The sequence below is a fragment of the Nocardia sp. CA-084685 genome (genome assembly GCF_050955785.1).
Lineage (GTDB): Bacteria > Actinomycetota > Actinomycetes > Mycobacteriales > Mycobacteriaceae > Nocardia.
In genome coordinates, this window is record NZ_CP192094.1 from 2,039,891 (window position 1) to 2,065,629 (window position 25,739).

General features: G+C 65.4%; 27 protein-coding genes and 1 pseudogene. 20 read left to right on the top strand and 8 right to left on the bottom strand.

All coding sequences use genetic code 11. The features are described 5' to 3' along the window. Position 1: 1 nt before the first annotated feature. Positions 2 to 1,951, top strand: coding sequence for a hypothetical protein (locus ACQP2U_RS08975; RefSeq protein WP_433714239.1), 1,950 nt, complete (start codon positions 2 to 4; stop codon positions 1,949 to 1,951). Here the strand turns inward: ACQP2U_RS08975 and ACQP2U_RS08980 are convergent, their stop codons facing one another. Further along, positions 1,952 to 2,383, bottom strand: a complete 432-nt coding sequence (locus ACQP2U_RS08980; protein WP_433714240.1) for a nuclear transport factor 2 family protein — start codon at positions 2,381 to 2,383, stop codon at positions 1,952 to 1,954. Positions 2,384 to 2,567: 184 nt separating this feature from the next. Between ACQP2U_RS08980 and ACQP2U_RS08985 the strand changes: the two genes are divergently transcribed. The 9 genes from ACQP2U_RS08985 to ACQP2U_RS09025 all read left to right on the top strand — a co-directional run bounded on the left by ACQP2U_RS08985 (position 2,568) and on the right by ACQP2U_RS09025 (position 8,954). After that, a complete protein-coding gene (locus ACQP2U_RS08985; protein WP_433714241.1) occupies positions 2,568 to 3,302 on the top strand; it encodes an RsiV family protein in 735 nt (244 codons plus the stop codon). 49 nt (positions 3,303 to 3,351) lie between these two features. Continuing rightward, positions 3,352 to 4,038: an RsiV family protein gene (locus tag ACQP2U_RS08990; RefSeq protein ID WP_433714242.1), complete on the top strand. Its 687-nt coding sequence runs from the start codon at positions 3,352 to 3,354 to the stop codon at positions 4,036 to 4,038. 48 nt (positions 4,039 to 4,086) lie between these two features. Then, on the top strand, positions 4,087 to 4,728 hold the full coding sequence (gene nadD, locus ACQP2U_RS08995) for a nicotinate-nucleotide adenylyltransferase (protein WP_397033364.1): 642 nt from the start codon (positions 4,087 to 4,089) through the stop codon (positions 4,726 to 4,728). 3 nt (positions 4,729 to 4,731) lie between these two features. Continuing rightward, positions 4,732 to 4,977, top strand: coding sequence for a hypothetical protein (locus ACQP2U_RS09000; protein ID WP_433714243.1), 246 nt, complete (start codon positions 4,732 to 4,734; stop codon positions 4,975 to 4,977). Further along, entirely contained in the window at positions 4,974 to 5,411 is a 438-nt protein-coding gene (gene rsfS / locus ACQP2U_RS09005; RefSeq protein WP_397033361.1) for a ribosome silencing factor, read from the top strand. The genes ACQP2U_RS09000 and rsfS overlap by 4 nt, the downstream gene beginning before the upstream one ends. Continuing rightward, the gene (locus ACQP2U_RS09010) at positions 5,408 to 6,067 is read left to right on the top strand and encodes a histidine phosphatase family protein (protein ID WP_397033359.1); all 660 of its coding nucleotides are present in this window, start codon (positions 5,408 to 5,410) and stop codon (positions 6,065 to 6,067) included. Before rsfS ends, ACQP2U_RS09010 begins: the two co-directional genes overlap by 4 nt. Positions 6,068 to 6,521: 454 nt before the next feature. Then, positions 6,522 to 7,280, top strand: coding sequence for a diglucosylglycerate octanoyltransferase (gene octT, locus ACQP2U_RS09015; protein ID WP_433716409.1), 759 nt, complete (start codon positions 6,522 to 6,524; stop codon positions 7,278 to 7,280). 3 nt (positions 7,281 to 7,283) lie between these two features. Beyond that, positions 7,284 to 8,126: a DegV family protein gene (locus ACQP2U_RS09020; protein WP_433714244.1), complete on the top strand. Its 843-nt coding sequence runs from the start codon at positions 7,284 to 7,286 to the stop codon at positions 8,124 to 8,126. Between the two features lie 330 nt (positions 8,127 to 8,456). Beyond that, the gene (locus ACQP2U_RS09025) at positions 8,457 to 8,954 is read left to right on the top strand and encodes an HIT family protein (RefSeq protein WP_433714245.1); all 498 of its coding nucleotides are present in this window, start codon (positions 8,457 to 8,459) and stop codon (positions 8,952 to 8,954) included. Positions 8,955 to 8,957: 3 nt separating this feature from the next. On the opposite strand, the gene thrS is transcribed toward ACQP2U_RS09025, so the two are convergent. Both thrS and ACQP2U_RS09035 read right to left on the bottom strand, forming a co-directional pair. Continuing rightward, a complete protein-coding gene (gene thrS / locus ACQP2U_RS09030) occupies positions 8,958 to 10,160 on the bottom strand; it encodes a threonine--tRNA ligase (RefSeq protein WP_433714246.1) in 1,203 nt (400 codons plus the stop codon). 199 nt (positions 10,161 to 10,359) lie between these two features. After that, on the bottom strand, positions 10,360 to 11,115 hold the full coding sequence (locus tag ACQP2U_RS09035; protein ID WP_433714247.1) for an SDR family oxidoreductase: 756 nt from the start codon (positions 11,113 to 11,115) through the stop codon (positions 10,360 to 10,362). A 105-nt stretch (positions 11,116 to 11,220) separates the two neighbouring features. Between ACQP2U_RS09035 and lexA the strand changes: the two genes are divergently transcribed. The 6 genes from lexA to ACQP2U_RS09065 all read left to right on the top strand — a co-directional run bounded on the left by lexA (position 11,221) and on the right by ACQP2U_RS09065 (position 18,380). Beyond that, positions 11,221 to 11,880, top strand: coding sequence for a transcriptional repressor LexA (gene lexA / locus ACQP2U_RS09040; protein WP_433714248.1), 660 nt, complete (start codon positions 11,221 to 11,223; stop codon positions 11,878 to 11,880). Positions 11,881 to 11,966: 86 nt separating this feature from the next. After that, positions 11,967 to 12,458: an FBP domain-containing protein gene (locus ACQP2U_RS09045; protein WP_433714249.1), complete on the top strand. Its 492-nt coding sequence runs from the start codon at positions 11,967 to 11,969 to the stop codon at positions 12,456 to 12,458. Positions 12,459 to 12,696: 238 nt separating this feature from the next. Next, positions 12,697 to 13,659 carry a non-homologous end-joining DNA ligase gene (ligD, locus tag ACQP2U_RS09050; protein WP_433714250.1) on the top strand — a complete coding sequence of 321 codons (963 nt, stop codon included), beginning with the start codon at positions 12,697 to 12,699 and terminating at the stop codon, positions 13,657 to 13,659. Between the two features lie 190 nt (positions 13,660 to 13,849). Continuing rightward, a complete protein-coding gene (locus ACQP2U_RS09055) occupies positions 13,850 to 14,584 on the top strand; it encodes an SDR family oxidoreductase (protein ID WP_433714251.1) in 735 nt (244 codons plus the stop codon). Between the two features lie 143 nt (positions 14,585 to 14,727). Next, positions 14,728 to 15,834, top strand: a complete 1,107-nt coding sequence (locus ACQP2U_RS09060; protein ID WP_433714252.1) for a helix-hairpin-helix domain-containing protein — start codon at positions 14,728 to 14,730, stop codon at positions 15,832 to 15,834. After that, the gene (locus ACQP2U_RS09065) at positions 15,831 to 18,380 is read left to right on the top strand and encodes a ComEC/Rec2 family competence protein (RefSeq protein ID WP_433714253.1); all 2,550 of its coding nucleotides are present in this window, start codon (positions 15,831 to 15,833) and stop codon (positions 18,378 to 18,380) included. The genes ACQP2U_RS09060 and ACQP2U_RS09065 overlap by 4 nt, the downstream gene beginning before the upstream one ends. A 258-nt stretch (positions 18,381 to 18,638) precedes the next feature. Here ACQP2U_RS09065 and ACQP2U_RS09070 read toward each other — a convergent pair whose 3' ends face one another. Next, positions 18,639 to 18,794, bottom strand: coding sequence for a hypothetical protein (locus tag ACQP2U_RS09070; RefSeq protein WP_433714254.1), 156 nt, complete (start codon positions 18,792 to 18,794; stop codon positions 18,639 to 18,641). 121 nt (positions 18,795 to 18,915) lie between these two features. On the opposite strand from ACQP2U_RS09070, the gene holA reads away from it, so the two are divergent. Further along, positions 18,916 to 19,887: a DNA polymerase III subunit delta gene (gene holA, locus ACQP2U_RS09075; protein ID WP_397033341.1), complete on the top strand. Its 972-nt coding sequence runs from the start codon at positions 18,916 to 18,918 to the stop codon at positions 19,885 to 19,887. 132 nt (positions 19,888 to 20,019) lie between these two features. On the opposite strand, the gene ACQP2U_RS09080 is transcribed toward holA, so the two are convergent. Further along, positions 20,020 to 20,367 carry a type II toxin-antitoxin system HicB family antitoxin gene (locus ACQP2U_RS09080; protein ID WP_433714255.1) on the bottom strand — a complete coding sequence of 116 codons (348 nt, stop codon included), beginning with the start codon at positions 20,365 to 20,367 and terminating at the stop codon, positions 20,020 to 20,022. 376 nt (positions 20,368 to 20,743) lie between these two features. Next, the gene (locus tag ACQP2U_RS09085; protein WP_433714256.1) at positions 20,744 to 21,814 is read right to left on the bottom strand and encodes an aldo/keto reductase; all 1,071 of its coding nucleotides are present in this window, start codon (positions 21,812 to 21,814) and stop codon (positions 20,744 to 20,746) included. Positions 21,815 to 21,937: 123 nt separating this feature from the next. Between ACQP2U_RS09085 and ACQP2U_RS09090 the strand changes: the two genes are divergently transcribed. Further along, positions 21,938 to 22,849 (top strand): helix-turn-helix domain-containing protein, encoded by a 912-nt coding sequence (locus tag ACQP2U_RS09090; RefSeq protein WP_433714257.1) that lies wholly within the window; start codon positions 21,938 to 21,940, stop codon positions 22,847 to 22,849. Positions 22,850 to 22,898: 49 nt separating this feature from the next. Here the strand turns inward: ACQP2U_RS09090 and ACQP2U_RS09095 are convergent, their stop codons facing one another. Next, positions 22,899 to 23,144: a hypothetical protein gene (locus ACQP2U_RS09095; protein ID WP_397033336.1), complete on the bottom strand. Its 246-nt coding sequence runs from the start codon at positions 23,142 to 23,144 to the stop codon at positions 22,899 to 22,901. A 93-nt stretch (positions 23,145 to 23,237) separates the two neighbouring features. On the opposite strand from ACQP2U_RS09095, the gene ACQP2U_RS09100 reads away from it, so the two are divergent. Continuing rightward, complete coding sequence (locus tag ACQP2U_RS09100) at positions 23,238 to 23,402, top strand: hypothetical protein (protein WP_433714258.1); 165 nt, start codon at positions 23,238 to 23,240, stop codon at positions 23,400 to 23,402. A gap of 89 nt (positions 23,403 to 23,491) precedes the next feature. Here the strand turns inward: ACQP2U_RS09100 and rpsT are convergent, their stop codons facing one another. Next, entirely contained in the window at positions 23,492 to 23,752 is a 261-nt protein-coding gene (rpsT, locus tag ACQP2U_RS09105) for a 30S ribosomal protein S20 (protein ID WP_433714259.1), read from the bottom strand. A 284-nt stretch (positions 23,753 to 24,036) separates the two neighbouring features. On the opposite strand from rpsT, the pseudogene ACQP2U_RS09110 reads away from it, so the two are divergent. Continuing rightward, positions 24,037 to 25,722, top strand: a pseudogene (locus ACQP2U_RS09110) (circularly permuted type 2 ATP-grasp protein); the annotation flags it as partial. Positions 25,723 to 25,739: the final 17 nt, after the last annotated feature.

Here is a 25,739-nt window from a genome sequence, read left to right on the forward strand (position 1 = left end):
AATGGAAACCTCCGAGATCGAGTCGGCGCTGGCGCAGAGTCGTTCGCTGCCGCACGGACGCGGCCGCACCGAACGCCTGGAAATGCTCGCCGCCGCGGCGAAGTCGGGTTCGGACCGGGCACTCGAGGGCAGTGTCCTGCTGGAGCTGGCCCAGGCGTACACCTATGCGGGCGAACGCGATCTGGCACCGGTCGCCTACGGCAGGCTGCTGCGGATCTACGACGACCATCCGGCCGAACTCGGTCCGATGACGCATTCGGTGCATTGGTATCTGAAATGGTTGACCTGGGGTCTGATCGAGAATCCCGCAGTGCCACTGCGGACCACCTACCGTTGGCTCGACGAGCTCGAAAGTCGCTACCGGCAGCGGGGATACAGCGCACGCCCAGTGCTCGCACTGCGCTCCGAACTGGCGCGGGATCTGGGTCAGCACGATGTGGCGGCCGAACTGCTGGACGCGGCGCGTGCGGCACCGCGCGACAGCATGTCCGATTGCGACGCCTGTGAACGCAACCAATGGGGTGCGAACTATGCGCTGGCCGGTGACGACGAGTCCGCTCTGGAGAGCTGGCGTCCGGTTATCGACGGTGCGCGCAGCTGTACCGAGGAGCCGCATCGGGTGCTCGGGCACGCCCTGCTGCCGATGTTGCGTACCGGGCGCACCGCCGAGGCCCGAAGTGCGCACTTTATGGGTTATCCACTGGTGCGCCATCTTCCGGATCTGCGGCGTGCGGTCGGCGAGCACATCGAATTTTGCGCACTGACCGGGAATGAGGCGCGTGGTCTGGAGATGGTGGCCGAGCATGCGACGTGGCTGACCGATCCCGGCGCGGATGCCGCCATTCGGTTGGCCTTCATATCGGGAGTGTGCGTGCTGTTGCGGCGGCTGGGCGAGTTGGATCTCGGTGCACTGGCGGTCGGTGCGGGGACGGTGGATTCGGTTCGTGCCGAGCTGAGTGTAGAAATCGGCGAGCTCACCGCACGCTACGACGTACGCAATGGAAATGCGGTGGTCAGCCAGCGGGTCGCGGCCCGGCTCGCGCAACAGCCGCTTGTCGACCAGCTCCCGCTCGGTATGCGAAACACTATGCCGCGCAAGGCTACCGCCACAATTCCGGCAACTACCGCCACCGCCCAGGAACAAGCCGAGGACGCGCTGCAGCTGGCCGAACTGGCCGCGGTACGTCTGGTCGACTATCCGAAGGATGCCGAACAATATTTGCGCCAAGCGCTTTCGATCGGTGCGAGCGCGCTGCCCGCCGAACATCTCGCCCGCCTGAGTTCCCAGCTCGTCATGGTGCTATCCGGCCAGCCCGGCCGCGAATACGAACTGGCCGATGCGGCACTCACCGCCGCCGCACGCTGGGAACCGATCTCGCCCGCGGACGCCATACATCTCACCTTCGTCGCCGCTCGCGCCTGCCATCGGGCCGGACGGCATGGGGAGGCGGCCGCCCTGTTCGAACAGCCGCTCGCGGCCGGAGAACAGCCGTACCCGCCCGCCGAAATGGCGATCGTGCGCCGCCAATACGGTGAATCCCTGCGCAAGCTCAACCGATTCCGTGACGCGGCAAAGCAATTCGTCGAAGCGGCGCGTCTGGTCCACAACGATCCCGACCGCGTCGAACTCGAAGCCGAACTCGCTTGGTCGGCGGCCGCGGTGTTGGACTACTGCGGCGAAGACGAACAAGCGGTGGTCGCCTTCCTTCGCGCCGCCCACCTCTGGGGGACCCTCGACCGCATCGGTCCCCGAGCCAAATGCCTGCGCTCCGCGGCCTGGCTACAGCTCTATGGCGCCGGTATGGAATCCGACCGCCCCTGGCTCACGACCATGCGTGATCTGCTCACGGAATTGGAAAGCCTGGCCGAAACGTCCCGATCACCGGAGGTAACCACCGAACTACTCAATACCCGCACCCAACTCGCCGACATGCAACGCGACGAGGACTGATCACCCAACGAGCCCCCCGAGCAAAGCCTCGACCTGGTCGAAAGCAATGGCACCGGCGAGCGGATTCGAGTAGCTGCGAGTCGAGACGATCAACCCGTCACGCACCTGGGAGACGTTGATGATCAGCAGGTCGAACCGCTTGCCGGTGGCCAACACCGTTCCGTTGATCCGATACTCGGCGATGACGACCTCGGGATCGGCCGTCTCGTGAATGCGGACATCGTCGACGGAATCGAAGCGCTGAACGCGAGCGCCCTCCACCAGGTGAGCTCGAAACGCCTCGCGTCCGCCTTCGGGATGCTCTGCGCCCGGCGGCAGAAACGGCAATTCGAACACCGCATCGACGGCATACACATCGGCCATCTCCGGCGTCGGGCCGCCAGCAGTCAACGCCAGCAGGCGTTCGATGGTCTCACGAGGGGTGGTGGACATGGCATACTCCTATTCGACAACTAACCGGGGCGATTCGCCCGTTTAATATACGGGGTGAACGCCCCGTTTGTCCGACGCTGCTGCCTCGGGCATTTGCGGACGATAAGAAATCTGTTAGGCGGCATCGGCATTGTTGGGCAGGACACCGAGAACGGCTCGGTGCGTTGTCGATTCGGAGTTCCGAATGAAGAAGACCGCTGCTGTTATCGGTGCGCTGGCCAGCGCCGCAGTACTCACGGCCTGTGGGTCGGACGGGTCGCCGACGACCGGGGGAGCGACCTCGTCCACGGCGGCCGCGTCGACGACCGTTGCCGGATCGCCTCGGGCCGAAACATTCACCGCGACAACGCTTCATCTCGAGGGCGCGGGCTACAAGATCGACGTGCCTCAGGTGAGCGGTGGAAAGACTGATCCCAGAACCGAATTCAACGATGCGATGCGGGCCGGAGCGCAGGAGTGGCTCGATCGGATCAACCGGCCGGGCGATTCGGTCACCGGCGGTGACAGCCAGGTCGTCCGCATCGGTTCGCTGGTGCTCAGCGGACATCTGGTTGTCGTTATGTACTCCGAAGGGGCAGCGCACCCGAACAGCAACGACTTCGCGCACGTCACCAATATCGCTACCGGCAAGGCCATCACCCTGCCCGACCTGTTCACCGATCTGCAGCAGGGCCTGAACACGCTCTCGACCCAGGCCGAGGCCCAGGTACAGCAGAACCCGAGGGCGACCGGGTATAGCAAGAGTCTGCTCAACCCGGTCGCCGAGCATTTCCACACCTGGGTGGCCACGCCCGAGGGCATGCGGATCTATCTCGGCGAAATCGCCTCGCACGCCGCGGGCAATATCGATGTCACCGTGTCGTGGTCCGCGCTGGACGGCGTGCTGAAGCCGGGGATGCGCGCGATCGTCAGCAGTTGACGCGGTGGTACCTTCTCGGGCACGCATGCGAGCTATTCGGGGAGGCGAAATGAGGAAGACCGCTGCCGCTGTCCTGGTCAGCGTCCTGTTGGCCGTGCTCACGGCCTGCGGGTCCGCCGATCGGGCCGCCACGTCCGCGGTACCGGCCTTCACCGCGACCATTGTCAAGCTCGAGGGTCCCTGGTACTCCTTCGACCTGCCGCAGGTCGAAGGCGGAACCGACGCTGCGCGTACCGACTTCAACGAAGGCTTGCGCGCCGAGTTGGATCCGTTCCTCCGGAGCGCAGCGCAGGACCGGGCGGTCAAAGGGTTCAACAGCGAGGTCGCCCATATCGGCCGCCATGTGCTCAGCGGTGTGCTCGGCATCGAGGTCGAGGTCGACGGCGGCAAGCTGCATCCGACCACCTTCAAGCGCACTCATGTGACCGATATCGACGACGGTAAGGCGCTCACGCTGCCGGATCTGTTCACCGATCTGCAGCGGGGGCTCGAGCGGCTGTCGGAGCAGGCGGCGGTGCAGGTACCCAAGTCCCGCGTCGGCACCAACCCCTACGACAAGCAGCGCATCGCACCGGCGGTGGAGAACTTCAAGGACTGGCTGGCCACGCCCGACGGTCTGCGCGTCTACCTCGGGGAGATCGCCTCGCATGCGCTGGGCTATATCGACATCACGATCCCGTGGTCCGAACTGGACGCAATGCTGAAGCCGGGTCTGCGGGCAGTCGTCAGCAGTTGACCGTCCAGCCCCGGCTCGGACCGAACCGACCGGTTAAGCTCGGCTCTCATGCAGGAGAACGGGCGGCGTCGACGCAAGCTGGGGGTGATGGGTGGCACATTCGACCCCATCCACCACGGCCACCTCGTCGCCGCCAGCGAGGTCGCGAACCGATTCGAACTGGACGAGGTGATCTTCGTCCCGACCGGACAGCCGTGGCAGAAGGCCGACAGGCAGGTCAGCGCGGCCGAGGATCGCTACCTCATGACCGTGATCGCGACCGCCTCCAACCCCCGATTCTCGGTCAGCCGGGCCGATATCGACCGGGGCAAGGTCACCTACACCGTCGACACCCTGCGCGAGATGCGCACCAAGCATCCCGATGCCGAGCTGTACTTCATCACCGGAGCTGACGCGCTCGCCAACATCCTGACGTGGCAGGATTGGGCGGAGTTGTTCGAACTGGCGAAATTCGTCGGGGTGAGTCGACCGGGGTATGAGCTGAACACCGATCATCTCGAGGAGCATCTGCGTGACCTGCCGGTCGATGCGGTGACCATGATCGAAATCCCGGCGTTGGCGATCTCGTCGAGTGAATGCCGTCGCCGCGCCGCCGAGAATCGGCCGGTGTGGTACCTCGTGCCCGACGGCGTCGTGCAGTACATATCGAAGCGGCATTTATATGTGCCCGTAGGAGTGGAAGGTAGTTGAGGCGTGAGCGAGCGCAGCGAGCGAACCAATAACGGAGCCGCTGATGCGGTCATGCCGGAGCTGAGCGGCAGCGAGGCGCGGGCCGCGAGGGAGCGGAGCGAGGGAGCCGAGGACACAGTCGCCTTTGCGGTCATGCCGGAGCTGAGCGCCAGCGAGGCGCAGGTCGCGAGGGAGCGGAGCGAGGGAGCCGAGGACACAGTCGCCTTTGCGGTCATACCGGAGCTGAGCGCCAGCGAGGCGCAGGCATGAGCGCATCGGTCGAGTCGGTGGAGATGGCGCAGGTCGCCGCGCGCGCGGCGGACGAGAAGCTGGCCACCGACGTCGTGGTGCTCGACGTATCCGAACAGTTGGTGATCACCGACTGCTTCGTGATCGCCTCCGCGCCGAACGAGCGTCAGGTCAATGCCATCGTCGACAATGTCGAGGAGAAACTGCGCGCCGCCGGGCACAAGCCGGTTCGGCGCGAGGGCACCCGCGAGGGTCGGTGGGCACTGCTGGATTACGTCGACGTCGTCGTGCACATCCAGCACAATGATGAGCGCAATTTCTATGCGCTGGAACGGCTCTGGAAGGATTGCCCGGTGGTTCCGGTGGAAGGGATCGAAGCCGGGACCGAGGTGTTCAAGCACACGGAGTCCGAGGGTGTCGCGGTGCGTGGTGAAGCGGGGGAAGAACGCGAGTGAGTAAGTATGCCGGCGTCCGCACGCTGATCCTGCTGCGGCACGGGCAGACCGAATGGAATGCCGTCGATCGAATGCAGGGGCAGATCGACACCGATCTCACCGAGCTGGGTCGTCGTCAGGCGAAAGAGGCCGCGCGCGAACTGGTTTCGCGCAATGCGATCGCCATCGTCTCCTCCGATCTGCGGCGCGCCTTCGATACCGCCACGGCACTGGCCGACCACACCGGTCTTCCGGTCGTCCCCGATCCGCGGCTGCGTGAGACCAACCTCGGCGACTGGGAGGGGTTGACCCATCTCGAGGTCGACGCCGACTACCCAGGCGCGCGGGTGGCGTGGCGTTTGGATGCGGCCTATACCCCGCCCAGCGGTGAGAGCAAACTCGAGGTGGGCGCACGGTCACTACCGGTTGTTCGGGAATTATTCGCCGAGCGGCAGGATTGGCCGGGCCGGACTATCATCCTGGTGGCGCACGGCGGGCTGATCGCCGCCCTCACGGCCGCGCTGCTCGACCTGCCGCCGCGGAACTGGCCTGCCCTGGGAGGGCTGGCCAATACCAGCTGGGTGCAGCTGAGCAGTCACGGTCCGAGCATTGATCAGCCCGGTTGGCGCCTGGATGTGTGGAACGCAGCGGCGAAGGTGGCCCCGGATGTCCTCTGAAGAACCGGTTCGGCAGGTACCGGATGAATTGTTCCGTCGGGTTTCGGCGAAACCCGAACGGGCTATCCCGGACGCGCTATTCGGACCTCCCCCGGTGAAGAACGCCGAGGCGGAGGAACCGTCCGACGCGCAGACGTCCGAATCCGACAGTGATGAATCGGTCGCCGAGTCCGGAGAAGGTAACGAGGAGCCCGCCGCATCCGCGCCCGAATTCGGAACCGGTGTGGAGCCAGCGGAACCAGCGAGTGAGCCACCGGAAGGTGTGGCGGCAGTATCCGATGGGGATATCGCAGCGTCGACCGATGAGTCGGTGATCGGCGTTGTTCCCACAAACGAGTCCATAGCAATGGAATCCATGCTCGATGACACGGTCGCGGTTTCGGCGAGCGGTGACGAGTCCACTGCCACAGTGGATTCGGTGGTCGACGATTCCGAATCCGCGCTCGAATCGGTTATCGGTGACGCGGTTTCGGCCGCCGCGGCGGAACCGGCCTCGACCGAGGTATCGGATCGGCCGGTGCTGCTGGTGATCGCGGACTCGCTGTCCTACTTCGGTCCCAAAGGCGGCCTGCCCGCGGACCATCCGAAGATCTGGCCGAACCTGGTCGGCGCCGAACTCGATTGGGATGTGGAGCTCATCGGACGGATCGGCTGGACCTGCCGCGACGCCTACTGGGCGCTGATCGGCGATCCCCGGGTCTGGGCCGCGGTGCCGCGCGCGGCTGCGGTCGTCTTCGCGGTCGGTGGCATGGACACCCTGCCCTCGCCGCTGCCGACCGCGCTGCGCGAATTGATCCGCTATGTGCGCCCGCCCGTGCTGCGTCGCGGGGTCCGCGGCACCTACAACTGGCTGCAGCCGAAGTTGTCGAAACTCGGTCGCCCCGTGGCATTGCCGCCGAAGGTGAGTGTGGACTACCTGGAGCAGTCGCGCGAGGCGCTGGCTCAGCTGCGTCCGGATCTGCCGGTCGTGGCGGTGCTGCCGTCGGTGCACAACTGTGCCGCCTACGGGCATGTGCACAGCGGCCGCGAGCGTGCCGTCAAGGCGCTGCGCGCATGGTCGGCCGAGACCTCCGTCCCGCTCGTCGATCTCGGTGACGCGGTGCGCGAGGACATCTTCTCTGGAGACGCGAATCCCGATGGCATCCATTGGGGCTGGGCCGGACATACCGCGGTGGCGAATGCGATGGTGAAGACCTTGCAGGAGGTTCGGTAGTCCGTGGCCGTCGTGGTGGTCACCGATTCGTCCGCCAGCATCCCCGCTGAACTCGTCGGTGAGTTGGACATTGCCGTTGTCCCGCTGCATGTTCTGGTCGGCGACCGCACCATTCGCGAAGGCGTCGACGCCATCGATATCGACTACGGCTCGGATACCGTGACGACCTCGGCGGCCTCACCCGGTGAGTTGCGCGCGGTCTACGAGCAGGCGCTGGCGCGCAGCAATGGGGACGGCGTTGTCGCGGTACATCTTTCGCGCCAACTCTCCGGTACCTGGGAGGCGGGACGGCAGGCGATCCGCGATATGGACGCCGCTGATCAGGTCCGGCTGGTCGATTCACTCGGCGCTGGTCTTGCCACCGGTCTGCCGGTGCTCGCCGCCGCGCGCCGCGCCCGCGGTGGCGCGACATTGAATGTCGTCTACGACACCGCTGTCGCGGCGGCCAGCCGATCACGAACCTTCGTCCTGGTGAATCGCACCGAACAATTGCGCCGCGGCGGCCGATTGAGCAGCGCCGCAGCATTTTTCGGCAGCGAACTGGTCAGCAAACCGCTGCTGCAGATCGTCGAGGGCCGTCTGGAACTGCGCGAAAAGGTGCGCACTCGCTCCAAGGCCTACGCCAAACTCGTTGCGGCAGTGGTGGATGCGGCCGGTGACGATGGCGCCGCCTTCGCCGTACAACACCTGGGTGCCGAGGACGCCGCGAATGCCGTCGCCACCCAACTGCGTGAATTGGTACCCGGTATTCGTGAACTGATCATCGCGGAATTCGGGCCGACCCTTGGCGTTCACCTCGGCGTCGGTGCGGTCGGTGCGTTGGTCGTCCCGGGCGGCTGCGCCTGATCGGCTACGGTCCAGCACTCGCGGGTGTGCCGCCTCTCCGGTCGAATGGCGTGGTTGGCGTAATAATTTCTGCGTGATCGCAACCCCTTCGGTCGGCACCGCAGGTGACTAACGTCGCGGCATGACGAGTTCCACAACTCCGATCAATCCGCCGCTGACCGTCGGAAACATCCGGACGCGGTGATCCCGCGCGACGAGATGGCCACCGAGGCTCTGAACTGACCGCCGATGCCACGATCCACAATGTGCGGCGGCGCCAGGCGGCACCGCCCGACCCGACCTCGTCAGCGGGATAACACCAAGTGCCGCAACGGTGCTCGGCGATATCGAATGGCTTGGCGGAGCTTCGATATCGAGGCAGCGCACGGAAACTCCGGTGCGGATGGCAACGAATGTCCGATCTGTGCTAAGCATCGGGGGATCGGCGCGCTGGTCGGTCCTGTAATCTACGCGGACGAGCTGGTATTGGTGACGCATCGACCGCTCACCGAGGGCACACCGGTACCGGGCTACCTCTTCGTGGAAACCCGGCGGCACGCACCGACATTATCGACCTTGACCGACGCCGAGGCGCGGGCCGTTGGCTGGGCAGCCCGCCGCGCCGCGCACGCGTTATATGTCGAGCTGGCACCGGAATTCGTCTTCTCCGCGATCACCGGGCTGAGTGTCGCCCACTTCCATCAGCACGTATTCGCTCGTCCGCACGGCACCCCCGCCTCGGTGCCGTGGACGAACGCCGATGTGTGGCCCGATGCGCCACACATCGATGCGTGCGCACTCGGTGAACTGTGCGACCGCTTGGCGATCCACTTCGTCACCGATCACTGAAGGTCACAGCTCGGTGCTGCGTGCGGCGATGAGTTCGGTTATGCGGGACAGCAATTCGCCGGCGGGTAGTGGATCGAGGCGTTGTCCGTCCCGAAGCCGCACCGCGACAAGGTCATTCGCGACCTCCTTCGGACCAATCACAACGTGATAGGGAATCAGGCGAGATTCACGAATGCGCGCGCCGAGACTGCCCTGATCCGCGATTTCGGCGCGCAGTCCCAGTTCGAGACAGCGTTCGACGAGCGCTTCGGCGTGCACCGCCTCGGCCGCCGACACCGGCAGGACGATCACCTGGGTCGGGGCCAGCCAGGCCGGGAACGCACCGCCGTGCACCTCGATCAGGTGCGCGACGGCCCGCTCGACACTGCCGATAATGCTGCGATGCACCATGACCGGGCGGTGCTTGGCACTGTCCGCACCGATGTAGTGCAGGTCGAATTGCTCCGGTTGATGGAAGTCGACCTGCACGGTGGAGAGGGTGAATTCGCGGCCCGCGCTGTCGGTGAACTGGATATCGATTTTGGGGCCATAGAACGCAGCCTCGCCCTCGGCCGCTTCATACGACAGCCCGGTGCGGTCGAGTACATCGGTGAGCATGGTGATCGATCGCTCCCAGAGACGCCGGGCCGCAACGTATTTCCCGCCGGGTCCGGGCAATGACAGCCGGTATCGAGTGGGACGGATGCCCATGGCCGTGTGGGCAGATCGGATCAGTTCCAGCGCGCCCGAGACCTCCTCGGCGACCTGATCCTCGGTGCAGAAGATGTGCGCGTCATTGAGCTGGATCGCGCGGACACGGGTGAGTCCGCCGAGTACGCCGGAGAGTTCGGACCGATACATCCCGCCCAATTCGGCCATCCGCAAAGGCAATTCGCGGTCGCTGTGCGAGCGGGAACGATACATCACCGCGTGATGTGGGCACAGGCTCGGGCGCAGCACTACTTGTTCGCCGCCCAACTGCATCGGCGGGAACATGTCGTCGCGGTAATGTGCCCAGTGCCCTGATATTTCGTAGAGCTCCCGCTTTCCGAGCACCGGTGAGTACACGTGCCGGTACCCTGCCCGGCGTTCGGCAGTGCGGATGAATTCCTCTAGTTCGTGGCGCACTGTGGCGCCGTCGGGCAGCCAGTAGGGCAGGCCGGATCCGATGAGCGGGTCGGTGTCGAACAGGCCGAGTTCGCGGCCGAGCTTGCGATGGTCGTGCATGGATCTCCTCGCGGACGGCGGGCGAGTGACCACAAGACGAAGCCCCGGGCACTCGCCCGGGGCTTTCGATCAGGACAGGAATCAGCGCGCCGGGACGTTCTCCGGCGTCGTCGTCACAGCAGCGCGCTTCATGTGTGCCACGGTAGCAGAACGGTCATGGGGCTGACACGTCATTGCTTCCGCGGTCGTGCAAGGGGATTCACACCAGCTCGGCGAGGAAGTCCTCCCAGGTGAGCTTGCCGACCATCGCGCCATCGAGGGTCAGATTCTCCTTCGCGCGATACGCGCGCCCAACCTTGCCCGGCACCGGAACCGGCAGGAACAACCGTCGCTTACCTGCGGCTTTCAGGTAGCCGCGGATCAACTCGGCCATCGTGTACACCGTCGGGCCGACCAGATCGGGTACCCGCCCGGCTGGTGCGCCACTCGCCAGCTCCACGAGTCGCGCGGCGACCTCCCGCGAATCGACCGGCTGCCACAGCACCGCGCCGGGCGCGGGGACGATCGGGCTCTTCGCCATGGCTTGTGCGGTCTTCAGGGCGAGGTCGTGGAACTGAGCCGCGCGCAGGATGGTGTACGGGACGCCCGATTCGATAATTGCCTGTTCAGCGCCGAACTTGGCCCTGAAGTAACCAATCGGCAGCTTTTCGGCGCCGACCACACCGATGTAGACGATGTGCCGCACCCCGGCCTTGGCGGCGGCATCGACCAGGTGTCGGGTCGCGACGTCGTCGCCCTTAGGGCCGCCCGCGAGGTGCAGGATGATCTCCGCGCCGTCGACCGCCTGCTCGACGCCGGTGCCCTCGAGCAGGTCTGCGGTCACGAATTCGATGCCTTCGGTCGATTCGTGGCCATTGCGGCTGAGCATGCGAATCTTGAAACCGGCTTCTACCAGCAGCGGTGTCACGTGGCGGCCCAATGTGCCGGTGCCGCCGGTCAGCAGGATGGTCGTCATGGTTCCTCCGAAGTTCGCATGTGCTGGTCGCTACCGGGATGACGACGCAGCCGGGCCGAGTGTGACAAAGCGGGAATTGTCCGAGCGCACCTCTACGATTCCCGGGTGACCGGATACGACCACGATGCCTTCGAACATCTCGACACCTCGACCCTGCCGCCGCGCCAGCAGCGGATCCTCGCCACGATCCGGGACTGGGTGCAGCGGTACGGATACGCGCCGAATACCAGGCAGATCGGCGACGCCGTCGGACTGCGGTCCTCGTCCTCGGTCTCCAAGCATCTGAAGTCCTTGGAGGACAGGGGATTTCTGCGTCGCAGCGAGACCATGTCGCGGCCGATCGATGTGCGCATGTTCCTGCAGGCATCGGTGGTTGCGAAGCAGGCCGAGGATTCGGTCGCGGTTCCGGTCGTCGGTGATATCGCCGCGGGCACGCCCATCCTCGCCGAGGAGCACGCCGACGACATGATGACCCTGCCGCGTGAACTCGTCGGTCGCGGAACGGTTTTCGGACTGCGCGTACGCGGCGATTCCATGATTGATGCGGCTATCTGCGACGGCGACCTGGTGGTGATCCGCAAACAGCACGAGGCGCATTCCGGTGACATCGTCGCCGCGATGATCGATGGGGAGGCGACGGTCAAGGTGTATCGACGTCGCAACGGGCATGTCTATCTGGAACCGCGCAATCCGGCCTACGACGTGATAGACGGTGACGAGGCGGTAGTGCTCGGAAAGGTCGTGTCGGTGATGCGCCGCGTGTGAACTCGAAATTCCGTTGCCCGGGCTAATGACCAGCTGTAGCGTTCCTTCGGTTTGTCCACCGATCGATCGAAGGAGTCGATGCCGTCATGAAAGCCGTCACCGAACGCGACATCAGGTCGTCGTTCATCAACTGTTCCAAGACGACCGCCAAGAAGTTGCCGGTGCCCCGGGACCTGGACGCACAACCGTGGGATGACCTGGATTTCCTCGGCTGGAGCGATCCGTCGCTGCCCGGCCGCGGCTACCTCGTTGTGCCGCAGGATGATCGCATCGTCGGCGTCGCGCTGCGCTACGAAACCGGCGGATCCGGGCGGACCCAGATGTGCGCGATCTGCCTGACCTCGCATACCGGTCAGGGCGTGTCGCTGATGACCGCGCACAAGGCGGGCGCATCCGGACGCCGCGGCAACTCGATCGGTACCTATATGTGCACCGATCTGGCTTGTTCGCTCTACGCGCGGGGTAAGCGAACGCCCGCGCTCGGCAACCGGTACCGCGAAGATCTGATCACCGAGGAGACCAAGATCGAGCGGGTCCGCGACAACATGAATGCCTTCGTCACGAGGCTGTTCACCTAGATCCGTCGATTCGGTCCCAGCAATGAAATGGAGGTAGATGCCATGTGCCGACACTCAACAGAACCCCGGATGCCCAGGATTCCTCTCCGGTTGAGCAGGCCCGGAATCGGTCCGGACCCGCTCATCCGGAGAGGAATCTTTCGATAACCCTCGCCTGCCAGACCAGTCGGTATTATTCAGGCTAATTGTCAGCAGCGTTCGAGTTCGCAAGGGGACCGGCGATGGCGACGAGGCGGGTGTGACGAGGCTGCCGCGCTATGCGGCGATGCTGGCGCTGGCGGGTGCTCTCCCCGGCGACGATGACCGCTGGGGCTACGAGGTCAAATTCGACGGCATTCGCGCTCTCGGATACGTCGACAACGACCTGCGGCTGATCTCGCGCAACGATAAGGACATCTCCGCGGCCTGGCCGGAACTCGCGGATATCGCACCCGGGAGTCCGCGATTCGTCGTCGACGGGGAGGTCGTCACCTTCACGGCCGACGGCCGGACCTCCTTCGAGGCACTACAGCCACGCATGCACCAGCGCAATCCCGCCATGATCCGCGCTTTGCGGAGGTCCATTCCGGCGACATACCTGATCTTCGATCTACTCCACATCGGCGACCGATCCCTGATCGACCTGCCTTACCAGCAGCGTCGCCAACTGTTGGAACAGCTGGGCCTACGCGGCCCGCATTGGCAGGTTCCCCCGCGATTGCACGGCACCGGCGCCGACGTGCTCGCCGAATCGAAACGGCTCGGTCTCGAGGGCGTTCTCTGCAAACGTCTCGACAGCCCCTACCTGCCCGGGCGGCGCAGCCCACTGTGGACCAAGGTCAAAAACATGCGGGACCAGGAGGTCATCATCGTCGGTTGGCGACCGGGAACCGGTAGACGCGCACGCACCATCGGCTCGCTCCTGATGGCAGTGCACGATGACTCCGGAAAGCTCGTCTACATCGGCAATGTCGGCACCGGCTTCACCCAATCCGCCCTTGCCGACCTCCAATCCAAACTCCAACCCCTACAACGCAATACCCCCACCGTCACCGCCGCTGTCCCTGACGCCATCTGGACAAGTCCCGCCCTCGTCGGCGAAGTGACTTTCACCGAATGGACCAGCGACGGCCGCCTCCGCCACCCGTCCTGGCGTGGCCTGCGTCCTGACAAATCCCCTGCGGAAGTGAAAGCGCCATTATCGGACGGCGTGCCGAGGTGATCGCCGACGCGGCCACCCGCCTGCACCTCGCGCCGGATCCGGGCGGGTGAGCATGGACGCGCGCCCCGGAGCCCAGGGTGAGCAAGAAGACCAGTGGATCGCTGCTGAATTCGCAGTTCTGCTGCGAACGACCGTCGACAAGATGCTCCACGGGGCGATCCGGCCCCGATAGCGAACAGGAGGCAAGCTCATGAAGATCGCAGTCATCGGTACCGGACTCATCGGCTCCCAGGTGGTTCAGAAGCTCACAGCGGCCGGACACGATGCGACCGGGCGCTCGCGCTCGACCGGCATCGATCTCGTCACCGGCGACGGACTGGACGAGGCGGTGCACGGCGCCGAGGTCGTCGTCGATGTGGCCAACTCGCCGACCTTCGACGAGGCCTCGCTCGACTTCTTCCGCACCTCGGTGCCCCACCTTTTGGCCGCCGCGCAGGCGGCGGGCGTGCGGCACATCGTGACGCTGTCGATCGTCGGCGTCGACCAAGTGCCCGACCTCGTCTACTACCGAGCCAAGACCCTGCAGGAGGACCTGGTCGAGGCCGGAACGATCCCGTACTCGATTGTGCGCGCGACTCAGTTCATGGAATTCGTTGTGGCGGCGCTGGACTGGACAACCGACGGTGACGTCGTCCGCTTGCCTTCCACCCCGATTCAGCCCATCAGCTCCGCCGAAGTCGCGGCCGCCGTCGCCGAGGTGGCCGCAGGCGCCCCGCTGCACGGCACCCGCAATATCGGCGGCCCCGAAGTCTTCCCCCTCGACGAACTGGGCCGAATCACACTGGAGATGACCGGCGATAACCGCCACGTCGTCACCGACGAGACCGCCGGCCTATTCGCACCGGTCAAAGGCGACGTGCTCACCGCGCCCGAAGGCGCCCACCTCGCCACCACCCACTTCCGCGACTGGCTGCGGTCACGCTGACCAGACCGACCTTCGGCGGCAGACCTGACGAACGTTCAAAAGGATTGGCGGGGTTATCCACAGGCGCGGAGTTATCAACAGACTTTTTATTTCGCCTGGTCGGCACTGATTCTCGGCCTCGCGGCGGGACTAGCGTCGCCGCCATGTCCCGACATGACGAGCGCGAGCGGATTCGCCGACGACTGACCGTGCTGACCGAGCGAGTCGGTGCCAGCCGAACGATCGGTGCCGGGAGTCCGGCGCGTATCGACCGTGCAAGTGCTGACCTGTGCCGAAGTTCGCCGCGGTCGTCGAAATCCCGAAAACGGTCGGGGCGAAGTAAGCCGCTGGTTCGCGGTGGACGCTGGGATGACGAGGAGTTATCCGAGGCGGCGCAGTCCGATACCGATTTTTCGTCTACCGAGGCGACCAGGTCCGATCTCGATGATGAGGAGGACTGGGCGGGCGGGGTCGGCGAGGTACGGGCACCAGGTTGGCTGGATGAGCCGCGGCGGCGGTCGGCGTGGCGAGATCATCTTGTGCCGGAACGGTTTCGGGGCACTCGCCTGGATCCGGGGTGGCGGGGACTGGTGACGCTGGTCGCGGTCGGACTGGCAGCGGTGGTCGTCGCAGCTGTCGTGGTGTTGCGTGAGCGACCGGTCGCGCAGATGGTGCCGCTGCCGTCCGCGGTGCGTGTCAGCACCGGCACGGTACCGGCTGGGCTGTCCGCCGCAAGCATGGCGGCATCATCCGGTGCGGCTGCGTCGGCCCTGACGGTAACTACCAGTCCCGCAGCAGAATTGGTGATCAGCGTGGTCGGTCTCGTCCATCGCGGCGGGCTGGTGCGATTGCCCGCCGGATCGCGGGTCGCCGATGCGCTCACCGCCGCGGGCGGCGCGAGGGACGGCGCGGATCTGAGCGGACTCAACCTCGCACAGCGTCTCCAGGACGGCGACCAGGTGCTCGTTGGTCCGAGCGGTCCGAACCCAGGGCCGAAGGTCGGCAGCACCACGATGAGTGCAAGCGGACGGCCACCGAGCGGCTCGGCGTCGAATTCCTCTGCGGCACACCGCCCATCGAGCAAAATCGACCTCAATACCGCAACCGAAGCCGAACTCGATGCCCTCCCGGGCCTCGGTCCGGTCACTGCTCGTGCAATCGTCACCTGGCGCACCACGAATGGACGATTCACCGATGTCTCCCAACTCGGCGAGGTCGACGGCATCGGCCCGGCACGCCTGGCCCGGCTGCGCGATCTGGTGACGGTATGACGGCATTCGAGGGAGTGGCGGATGGGCAGGGCGATATCGATCGACGGGCTGCCGAGGATGGTGGGCCGTCGGTAGCGGCGGCGGTGCTCGACGCGCGGTTGCTGCCCGCGGCATTGAGTTGTTGGGGCGCAACGATTGTCGCGCTGACGGTGGGATGGGTGGCCGGTTTGTTGCTGGCGTCGGCGCTGGTACTGCTGGCGATCGGGCTCTGGGTGGTGCTGCTGCGCGCGGTATCCCATCCCAGTGAGCGGTGGCGGGTGGTCGCCGTCGCCGCACTTGCCGCGCTGCTGCTGGGTGCCGGGTTCGCGGTGGCTGGGGCGTGGCGCGAGCATCGGGTGGCGACGCATCCGTTGCGGAACACCGCCACGTCGGTGCGTGTGGTCGTGATACCCAATGATGATCCGAAACCGATGCGGTCCAGTGCATTCGGAGGCGAGCAGCGGTGGACGGTTCGGGCGCAACTGCGCGAGTATCGGCAGGGCGGTGCGACGGTGCGGGTGGGCGGCACCGTAATGATCCTCGGGTCCGGCGCTGACTGGGGCGAGCTCTTGCCCGGACAGGCGGTGGAGTTCCGTGCCAAGCCGGAGCAGCCGTGGCATCGTGATCTCACCGTCGTCACGCTGCGTGCTCAGGGGCCGCCGGTGGTGGTCGGGGCGTTGCCCTGGTGGCAACGGGTCGCCGCGGCGGTGCGCACCGACCTCGCGTCGGCGACACGCGTACTGCCCGAACAGCAAGCAGGGCTGCTGCCCGCGCTGGTAGTCGGCGACACTTCCGCGCTGTCCGACGAAGTCCGCGAGGAGTTCGAAATTGCTGGACTGGAACATATTTGCGTGGTCAGCGGGGCCAATTTCACGATCTTGTTGGCGGTCGTACTCGGTGCGTTGCGGTTGCTCACCCTTGGGCCGCGCGTCGGTGCCGCGGTCGCGGCCGCGGCGTTGCTGATGTTCATCGTTGTGGCACGTCCGGATCCGAGTGTGCTGCGGGCGGGAGCAATGGGCGCGATTACTTTGCTCGCCTTGGTAACCGGTCGCCGCAAGCAGGCATTGCCCGCGCTCTGCACTGCGGTCATCGGTCTGCTCGCGCTGTGGCCGGAACTGGCCGTGCGCGCCGGATTCGGACTGTCGGCACTGGCGACGGCCGGACTGATCCTGTTGGCACCCAGTTGGGCGGACTGGTTGCGCTCTCGCGGCTGGTGGCGGGTGCCAGCCGAGATCGTCGCCGTATCGGCCGCCGCATTCCTAGTTACGACACCGCTCGTGGTCGCGCTGACCGGGCGGCTCAGTGTGGTCGCGATTCTTGCGAATATCCTGGTCGAACCCGTAATCGCACCGGTCACGGTGCTTGGTGCGATCGGCACCGTACTTGCTGGGGCCTGGCCGCCGCTGGCCGAACTGATACTGCGCTGCGCGCAACCGCCCCTGTGGTGGTTGCTGTTCGTGGCCGAACATGCGGCGAACGTGCCGGGCGCGGAGGTCTCAATGCGCGGTGGTTTCACCGGCGGGGCCATCGCCTGTGTTGCAGTAGTTTTCGTTCTGCTGGCATTGCGGTCGGCGATGCTGCGCCGCCTCGCCGCTGCTGTACTGCTCGGTGTCGCGGTCGTGCTGATTCCGGTGCGGGTCTGGCATCCGGGCTGGCCGCCCGCTGGCTGGGTGTTGGCCGTCTGTGATGTCGGTCAGGGTGATGGACTCGCATTATACGTCGGTAACCGCACGGCGGTGGTCATCGATGTCGGACCGGACCCGCGCATCATGCGCAACTGTCTGAATCGCCTGCGGATCAACCGAATCTCGCTCCTCGTGCTCACCCATCCGCACGCCGACCACATCGCCGGACTGGCCGGCGCCTTACAAGGTCGCGCGGTCGATGCCTTGGCGGTCGGGCCCGGCGAACTCTCCGGAACCGCAGCCGACCTCGAATCGGCAAGCAGCAGCGACCGTCGAATATCGAATTCGACCAGATACGAGGCGGATTCAGTGGAGCCAACGGGAGCTTCCCGTGAGCGACTTGCCGAGGAACGGCACGCATCGGTCAGCGGACCGGAGCAAGTCGCCAGTCTCGCATCGCACGCTCACATCCCGGTGCTGGAGCTGTCCTCCGGAGAGGTATTGCGTTTCGGCGATGTCGAATTGAACGTACTCGCCCCGGCACCACTCGCACACCGCCCGACCGGCCCGCCAAGCGCCGACGATGCCAACGACCGCTCGATCGTGATCGCCGCCACCACACCCGCGGGCCGGATCCTGCTCACCGGCGATATCGAGGCCCCGGCGCAACAACGACTGCTCCACTCGGGCGCTCCCGTACAGGCCGATGTTCTGAAGCTGCCGCACCACGGATCCCGAACGACGACAAAAGGATTCATCGCCGCCGTCCATCCCCGACTCGCCCTGGTCAGCGTAGGTGCCGACAATACCTTCGGCCACCCGAACCCGAGTGTGCTCGCTGATCTGGCCGACCTGGGTATCGCCGTCGCGCGAACCGATCGACAGGGCGACGTACTGGTCCTGGGAGAGGGCCGTCAGCTGCGAACCCTGACCACCAGATGAGCCAGAACGCCGTCCCGATAATCCGCGCGCCGACACGGACAAGCTGGACCCCTGCGCCGCGTCCGGGCGGTGACCGGTGCGGTCGTGCGGGAGGATGTGTCGCCCTCCAACCTCGGCGTCCGTCGGCCGACCGCGCGCTGAGACGGCGGATCAGAGTTTCTGGTCAGCGGAAATGCGGGCGGTGCCGCATCTCGCCAACCCTGCGCCAACTGCTTTGCAGCGACATCGTCTTCGACGGCAGCTGCGGATCGGACTGGCCTACCTCGCCGCCGACGGTCCGCTGAGCATGTGCAGGCCGTTGACGTCGGCATACGCGCCGGTGGCAGGCAGGAGAAGTTCCGGGCGGTGGACAAGGCTGATGTGGGAGGTGCCGTGAGGGGCGGCGACCTCGTCGACGACCCTCGAGGTCCGCATGCTGGTCGTGCGGACGTGTCGGTGACGAACCGTAGGATGCTCGCGTGAGCGAGCGTGGCGAGCGAACCAAAGACATACCACCGTCGGGTACTACGGAGCCGAGCACCGACGAGGTGCAGTCGTGAGCGAGCGGACTGCGGCAGTGCACCTGGTGCTCGGTGATGAAGAGTTGTTGGTGGAACGGGCGATCGCCGGGATTACGGCGCAGGTGCGGGCGGATGCGCCGGATCCCGATGCGGTGCCTGTCGATCGGCTGCGGGCCGGAGATGCCAGCACCGCTGAATTAGCGGAGTTGCTGAGTCCGTCTCTGTTCGCCGAGGATCGGGTGCTCGTGCTCGAGTCGGCGGCGGAGGCCGGTAAGGAGGCGGTCGCGGTTATCACGGCCGCCGCTGGCGACCCGCCAGAAGGCGTGGTGCTCGTGGTGCTGCACTCCGGGGGCGGTCGGGCCAAGGCCCTGGCTCCCGCGCTGCAGAAGTCGGGTGCGCAGGTGCACGATTGCGCCAAGCTGACCAAGGCGGCCGAGCGGGTCGAGTTCGTGCGCGGCGAATTTCGTACTGCCGGGGTGCGGGTTTCGAGCGAGGTCGTGCAGGCGATGCTGGAGGCGGTCGGCTCGGATCTGCGGGAATTGTCAGCGGCCTGTTCGCAATTGGTCGCCGATACCGGCGGCAAGATTGATATCGCCGCCGTGCGCCGCTACTACTCGGGCAAGGCCGAGATCTCCGGTTTCGATGTCGCCGAACTCGCGGTCGCGGGGGATCGACCCGGCGCCATGGAGGCGTTGCGCTGGGCAACCGACCGCGGCGTACCGCATGTGCTGCTCGCCGACGCACTCGCCGACTCTGTCCACACCATCGCCCGCGTTGGCTCCGCGGGCCGCGGTGACCCGTTCAAGTTGGCCCAGCAATTGGGCATGCCGCCCTGGAAAGTGAAGAAAGCTCAGGCCCAAGCACGGGGTTGGAACCAGGCCAGCATCGGCACGGCCATGCAGGTAGTCGCCACGCTGAATGCCGACGTCAAGGGCGGCGCCGCCGACGCCACCTACGCCTTGGAACACGCCCTCACACAAATCCTGGACCTGCACTCCGCAAGCTGAGTGGGTGCCGCGAATGCGATCGCGCAGGGCCGTGTCGCCGAACGCAGGGGAAAGGCGATAGTCCACCGTCGACGTGCGTCGAAGGCTCAGCGTGGGCGCAATAGACAGCCGAGCTGCACCGTAATCCCGGAACTACCGCTCCGTTGCCGCCAGCTTCTCGTTGACCCATTTATTGATGCTCACACCGTGCTCAGCCGCCTCCATGGCCAGTCGCCGATGCAGCGCCGGAGACATACGCAATGCGAAGTGACCGCTGAACTTCCGATCCGCCAGCGGCTCGGGAACCGGCTCCTCCGATCGGCGAAGATCAGTCACCACGTCGGCCACCAGTTGAACGATCCCCTCGAATGCTTCTGCCATCGACTCCGCCAGCCAGGACAAGGAGGGAAATTCGAGGCATCGGCCAACGAACTCCTCGTCGTCTGGCGACCATTCCACCCGAAACGAATAATGCAGATCGGGAGAGTGCTTCATCGTCATTTCCATCATTGTGTCTGCACCAGCCTCTCGATCGCTGCAAGCACCTGTTTGACCTGATAGGGCTTGGCTTTACCACCGACTCCTCGCTGGATATTCACCCGTGGATCGCCCGCGCACGGTGTTTTGAACAGCGCATGGCTGGTGCCTTCTGGCGCGGCGGCCCGAAGCGATCGCTGCACACCTTACGTAGCTCGTCGTAACGGATGTTGGTCGGACTTTCCGCCATCTTCTGGAGCAACTTCTCGACCGAAGGCACCCGCCGATGATATTACCCGTGATATCGCCAAAGAGGCGAGTGCAATGGATTCCGGCTGATTGGTGCCTGACACGCTGATGGGGTGGGCGAACTGGCTCGCCCACCCCATCGGATTGAATCTCAGTCGCGGCCTTCGATTTTCAGGTCGCCGAAGGTGACGCCGCGGGTCATCGGACGGGCCAGCATGTCGTGGGGGAAGCCCAGTTCGATCGCGCTGGCTTGTTCGAGCCGGTCCAGCTGGGCGGCATCGAATTCGACCTCGAGTGCTCCGAGGTTGTCCTCCAACTGTGCCGCCGTGCGCGCGCCGATGATCGGTGCCGTGACGCCCGGGTTCTGCAGTGTCCAGGCGAGCGCTACCTGTGACGGTGTCTTACCTAGTTGTGCCGCGACATCTTTCACTACGTCGGCGATCACCAGGCCGCGTTCGCTGAGCGATCCGTTGGCGGCGGCCACGTTCTTGCGGGTGCCCTCGGGTGAGCTGTCCGCGTCATGATCCAAATCGGCGCGGCTGTACTTGCCAGTGAGCACGCCGCTGCCGAGCGGCGACCACGGCACCACACCGAGGCCGAGTTCTTGCGCCATCGGAACCAGTTCGCGTTCGACGGTCCGCTCGATCAGGCTGTATTCGATCTGCAACGCGATCAGCGGGGACCAGCCGCGCAGGTCTGCGATGGTCTGCATGCGTGCGACCTGCCAGGCCGGTGCGTCGGATATGCCGACATAGAGCACCTTGCCGGCGCGGACCAGATCGTCCATCGCGCGCAGGATTTCCTCGACCGGGGTCAGGAAGTCCCAGGCGTGCAGGTACAGCAGATCGATGTAGTCGGTATTCAGCCGACGCAGACTGGCCTCCACCGAACCGACCATGCTCTTGCGGTGATTACCGCCGGAGTTGGGATCGGTGGGGCGGCGCAGCATCGTGTATTTCGTTGCCAGCACCAGACTTTCGCGATTAGCGGCACTGAACTCGCCGAGCAACTGCTCGGAGGTGCCGTTGGTGTACTGGCTCGCGGTATCGATGAAGTTGCCGCCGCGCTCGACATAGGTGTCGAAGATCTTGCGGGCCTCGTCCTTATCGGCGCCCCAACCCCAATCGGCGCCGAACGTCATGGTCCCGAGGGATAGCGGAGACACCCGAAGACCCGAGCGGCCGAGCAACCGGTAGGTATCGAGGGTGCGGGCTCCGGACATGTCGTGCTCCTGTCGTTCGTACTTCGTTTCCGGTGCCTTCGAGTCTGGAACGGTTCGAGAGCTCGGGTAAGGGAAGGTCTTTCCTGGGAAGGCCAGTCCTAGTCAGCCGTAAGATCGAGGGCAATGACGAGCACGGTGAATGCGACACAGCGGAGCGAGCTCAGGCACGCAAGCGGTAGCTTGCGTGACCACGCAGGGCCGGGGAGCTCCACGAATTGGGCACAAGCACTCGCGGACTTCCTGCGCGCTCGGCGTGAGCGCTTGAATCCCGTCGATCTGGGTCTGCCCCCGCGCAAACAGGCTCGGCGCACCCCGGGCCTGCGCCGTGAAGAGGTCGCCGAGTTGGCGGGTGTGAGCACCGACTACATCGTGCGGCTGGAACAGGGGCGCGGATTACGCCCATCCGCGGACGTCCTGGAAGCACTAGCACGTGCCCTGCGCCTGGACACCGACGAGCGCGCCTACCTCTTCGACCTGGCCCAGCAGCGCCAGCCCAATGCCGGAAAACCGAGCACCGTCCCCGCGCCCGCGCTGGAGCTGCTGGTGCACGATCTGTCGCCGCTGCCGGCGATGCTGATCAACCACCGCTACGACATCCTGGCGTGGAATCCGGAAATGGCGCGGTTGGTCGTCGACTTCGGCGCCCTCCCGCCCCGGCAGCGCAACTCCATGTGGCTGTGCCTTTTGGATCCCGCGATGGGGGATTTCTACTGCGATCGGGATCGGGTCATTCGCGCGGGCGTGGCCGATCTGCGCGCCGCGTGGGCGGCCCATCCGGACGATCAGGAACTGGCCGATCTGATCGCCGAGTTCACCGCACGCAGCGAAGAGTTCGCGCAGGGGTGGGCCAGGCACGACGTCCGGGTGCAGGGGCGCGGGGAGAAGCCGCTGCGCCACCCGGAGGTCGGGCCGCTGGTGGTCAATTTCGAAGTACTCATGCCGCTACAGGATCCGGATCAGCGCATCATCATCTACCGCGCGGCCGATGCGGACTCCCAGGCCGCCCTGGACCGGCTGAACGGCGACATGGATTGAGTACTCAGCGATCCGCACCCGCTCGGTGCGGGTGCGGATTCGCGGGGTTCTATTCGACCGAGCTGAGAACCAGCTCGATGTCGTCTTCGGACTCCTCGTACCGGCCCTCCCACTCCTCGTAGACCGGAATTTCCTCGTCCCGGGTGACGATCCACTCCAGCGAGTAGCCGCCTTCCTCATCGGGGACCATGACGTTCTCGATCTTCAGTCCGATGCCTAGGACCTCGGCTGCGCGGATGATGTCCGGCAGATCTTCGGAGCGAACCGGCGTCTGATTGGCGTACACGGTAACCATGCGCCGAATCGTAGCGGGAACCTCCGACATGTCGCTGCCCGATCCGCATTCGGCTCGAGGAGTGGGATGCGGCGATGACCTGCGGATGCTGGCATGACCGGCACTTTCCTGCCGATTTGCCAGGACAGTCTCGATGACACGGCACCTGCCGGGACGGTTCCGCTCAGCGCCCAGGGAGCGGCAACGCCACCGCGGCAGAAGATTGCTGAACTATTGCTGAAGAAATATCCGAATCCAGCCCGTCGAACCGAAAAGTGATCCTCGCAATAGCCGATCGGGACGACAAAAGCCGCCGTGGTCATCGTGGCCACGGCGGCTGCGTCAACGTATGGACGGTAGCGGTGCGATCAGAGCTTGTTCAGAGCCAGCGCGAGAGCCGACTTCTTGTTGGCGGCCTGGTTGGCGTGGATGACGCCCTTGGAAGCGGCCTTGTCCAGCTTGCGGCTGGCGCTGACGACCAGACCGGTGGCCTTCTCCTTGTCACCGGCCGCGAAGGCCTCCCGGACCTTGCGGATCTCGGTGCGCAGCTCGGACTTGACCGACTGGTTACGCAAGCGCGCCGCCTCGTTGGTGCGGATCCGCTTCATCTGGGACTTGATGTTGGCCACGCCTGTTTCCTCGTGTTCCTGTCGCTGGTGGACTGTGCTGAAAAGTTCGCGAGCGCGCGTTGACAACCGGAGTAATCAGGTAACGCGACGCCGAAGATCGAGGGTACCAGTCGCCGCGTCGCAGGCGAAATCACCACGGCCCCGGCACGCGAAATCGCCACCGCGCGAACGCCTCGACCGGCAACGCTACCGACCGCGGTAAGCGGGCGTAACCCGGAGTGATGATGCAAGAAATTTACTTGCGTCTCACATGGCATCGATGCTGCGTGTTGCACGATTTTCGCATGACTCCCGCCTCGCCGCTACGTTCGGCACGATCCCCCGCCCCGCCCCGTGGCCGGTCGAACGGGCATGCGAACGGCAACGGCACAGCAACCACATCCGGACTATTCGAGGGCTACCGACCCGGTCGGTACGCGGACGCCTTCGACGAGATGTTCGATAGCCAGGGCCGGGTGCGTCAGCCATATAAGGGAATCTTCTCCGCCCTTGCGCCCATCGACGTGGCCGACCTCGCGGCCCGTTCGGACGCACTCGATCGCGCCTTCATCGATCAGGGCATCACCTTCTCGCTATCCGGACAGGAGCGGCCCTTCCCACTCGATCTGGTGCCTCGAGTGATCGCGGCCGCCGAATGGGCCAAGCTGGAGCGCGGGATCAAGCAGCGGGTCACGGCGCTGGAGCTGTTCCTCGCCGATGTCTACGGCGAGCAGAACATCCTGCGCGACGCGGTCATCCCCAAGCGGCTGGTCACCTCATGTCAGCACTTCCACCGCGAGGCCGCCGGTCTGGTGCCGCCGAACGGGGTGCGCATCCATGTGGCGGGTATCGATCTGATCCGGGACGAGCGCGGCGATTTCCGGGTGCTCGAGGACAATCTGCGCGCACCGTCCGGGGTTTCCTATGTCATGGAGAACCGGCGCACCATGGCGCGGGTCTTCCCGGATCTGTTCTCCTCGCACCGGGTCCGTGCGGTCGGCGACTATCCGACCCATCTACTGGCCGCGCTGCGCGCCTCGGCCGCGCCGAATGAGGCGGATCCGACGGTCGTCGTACTCACGCCCGGCGTCTACAACTCGGCCTACTTCGAACATTCGCTGCTGGCCAGGCAGATGGGGGTGGAACTGGTCGAGGGCCGCGACCTGTTCTGCCGCGACAATGTCGTCTATATGCGGACGACAGCCGGGGAGCGTCAGGTGGATGTGATCTATCGCCGCATCGATGACACCTTCCTCGACCCCATGCACTTCCGGCCCGATTCGGTGCTCGGCGTCGCCGGACTGGTGAATGCGGCCCGGGCGGGCAATGTGGTCATCTCCAGCGCGATCGGCAACGGCGTCGGCGACGACAAGCTGACCTATGCGTATGTGCCGACGATCATCGAGTACTACCTCGCCGAGAAACCGGTACTGCCCAATGTCGATACCTATCGCTGCTGGCTGAACGACGAGCGCGAAGAGGTGCTCGACCGCATCGACGAATTGGTGATCAAACCTGTCGAAGGGTCCGGCGGTTACGGCATCGTGATCGGTCCGGTGGCGGCGCCACGGGAATTGGCGGCGATCCGGCGCAAGATCAAGTCGGATCCGCGGGGCTGGATCGCCCAGCCGCTGGTACAGCTGTCCACCGTGCCGACCAAGATCGGCAACGAACTCGTTCCGCGCCACGTCGACCTGCGGCCATTCGCGGTCAACGATGGTGACGACATCTGGGTGCTGCCGGGCGGTTTGACGCGGGTGGCACTGCCGGAGGGGTCGCTGGTCGTCAATTCCAGTCAGGGCGGCGGCAGTAAGGACACCTGGGTGCTGGCCGGGCGCGCCTCGCCCGCCGACCGTGAGCTCGCGGGCGAGGAGTTGGTGAGCGACCCGCCGCAGTCCGGTCAACGTGAGGTCGGCCCCGAATTGACCCCGACGCAGTCGAATCAGCAACAGCAGCAGCAACAACAGGAGCAGCGGCTGGGATCGATGCGGCAGAGTCAGCGGAAGTT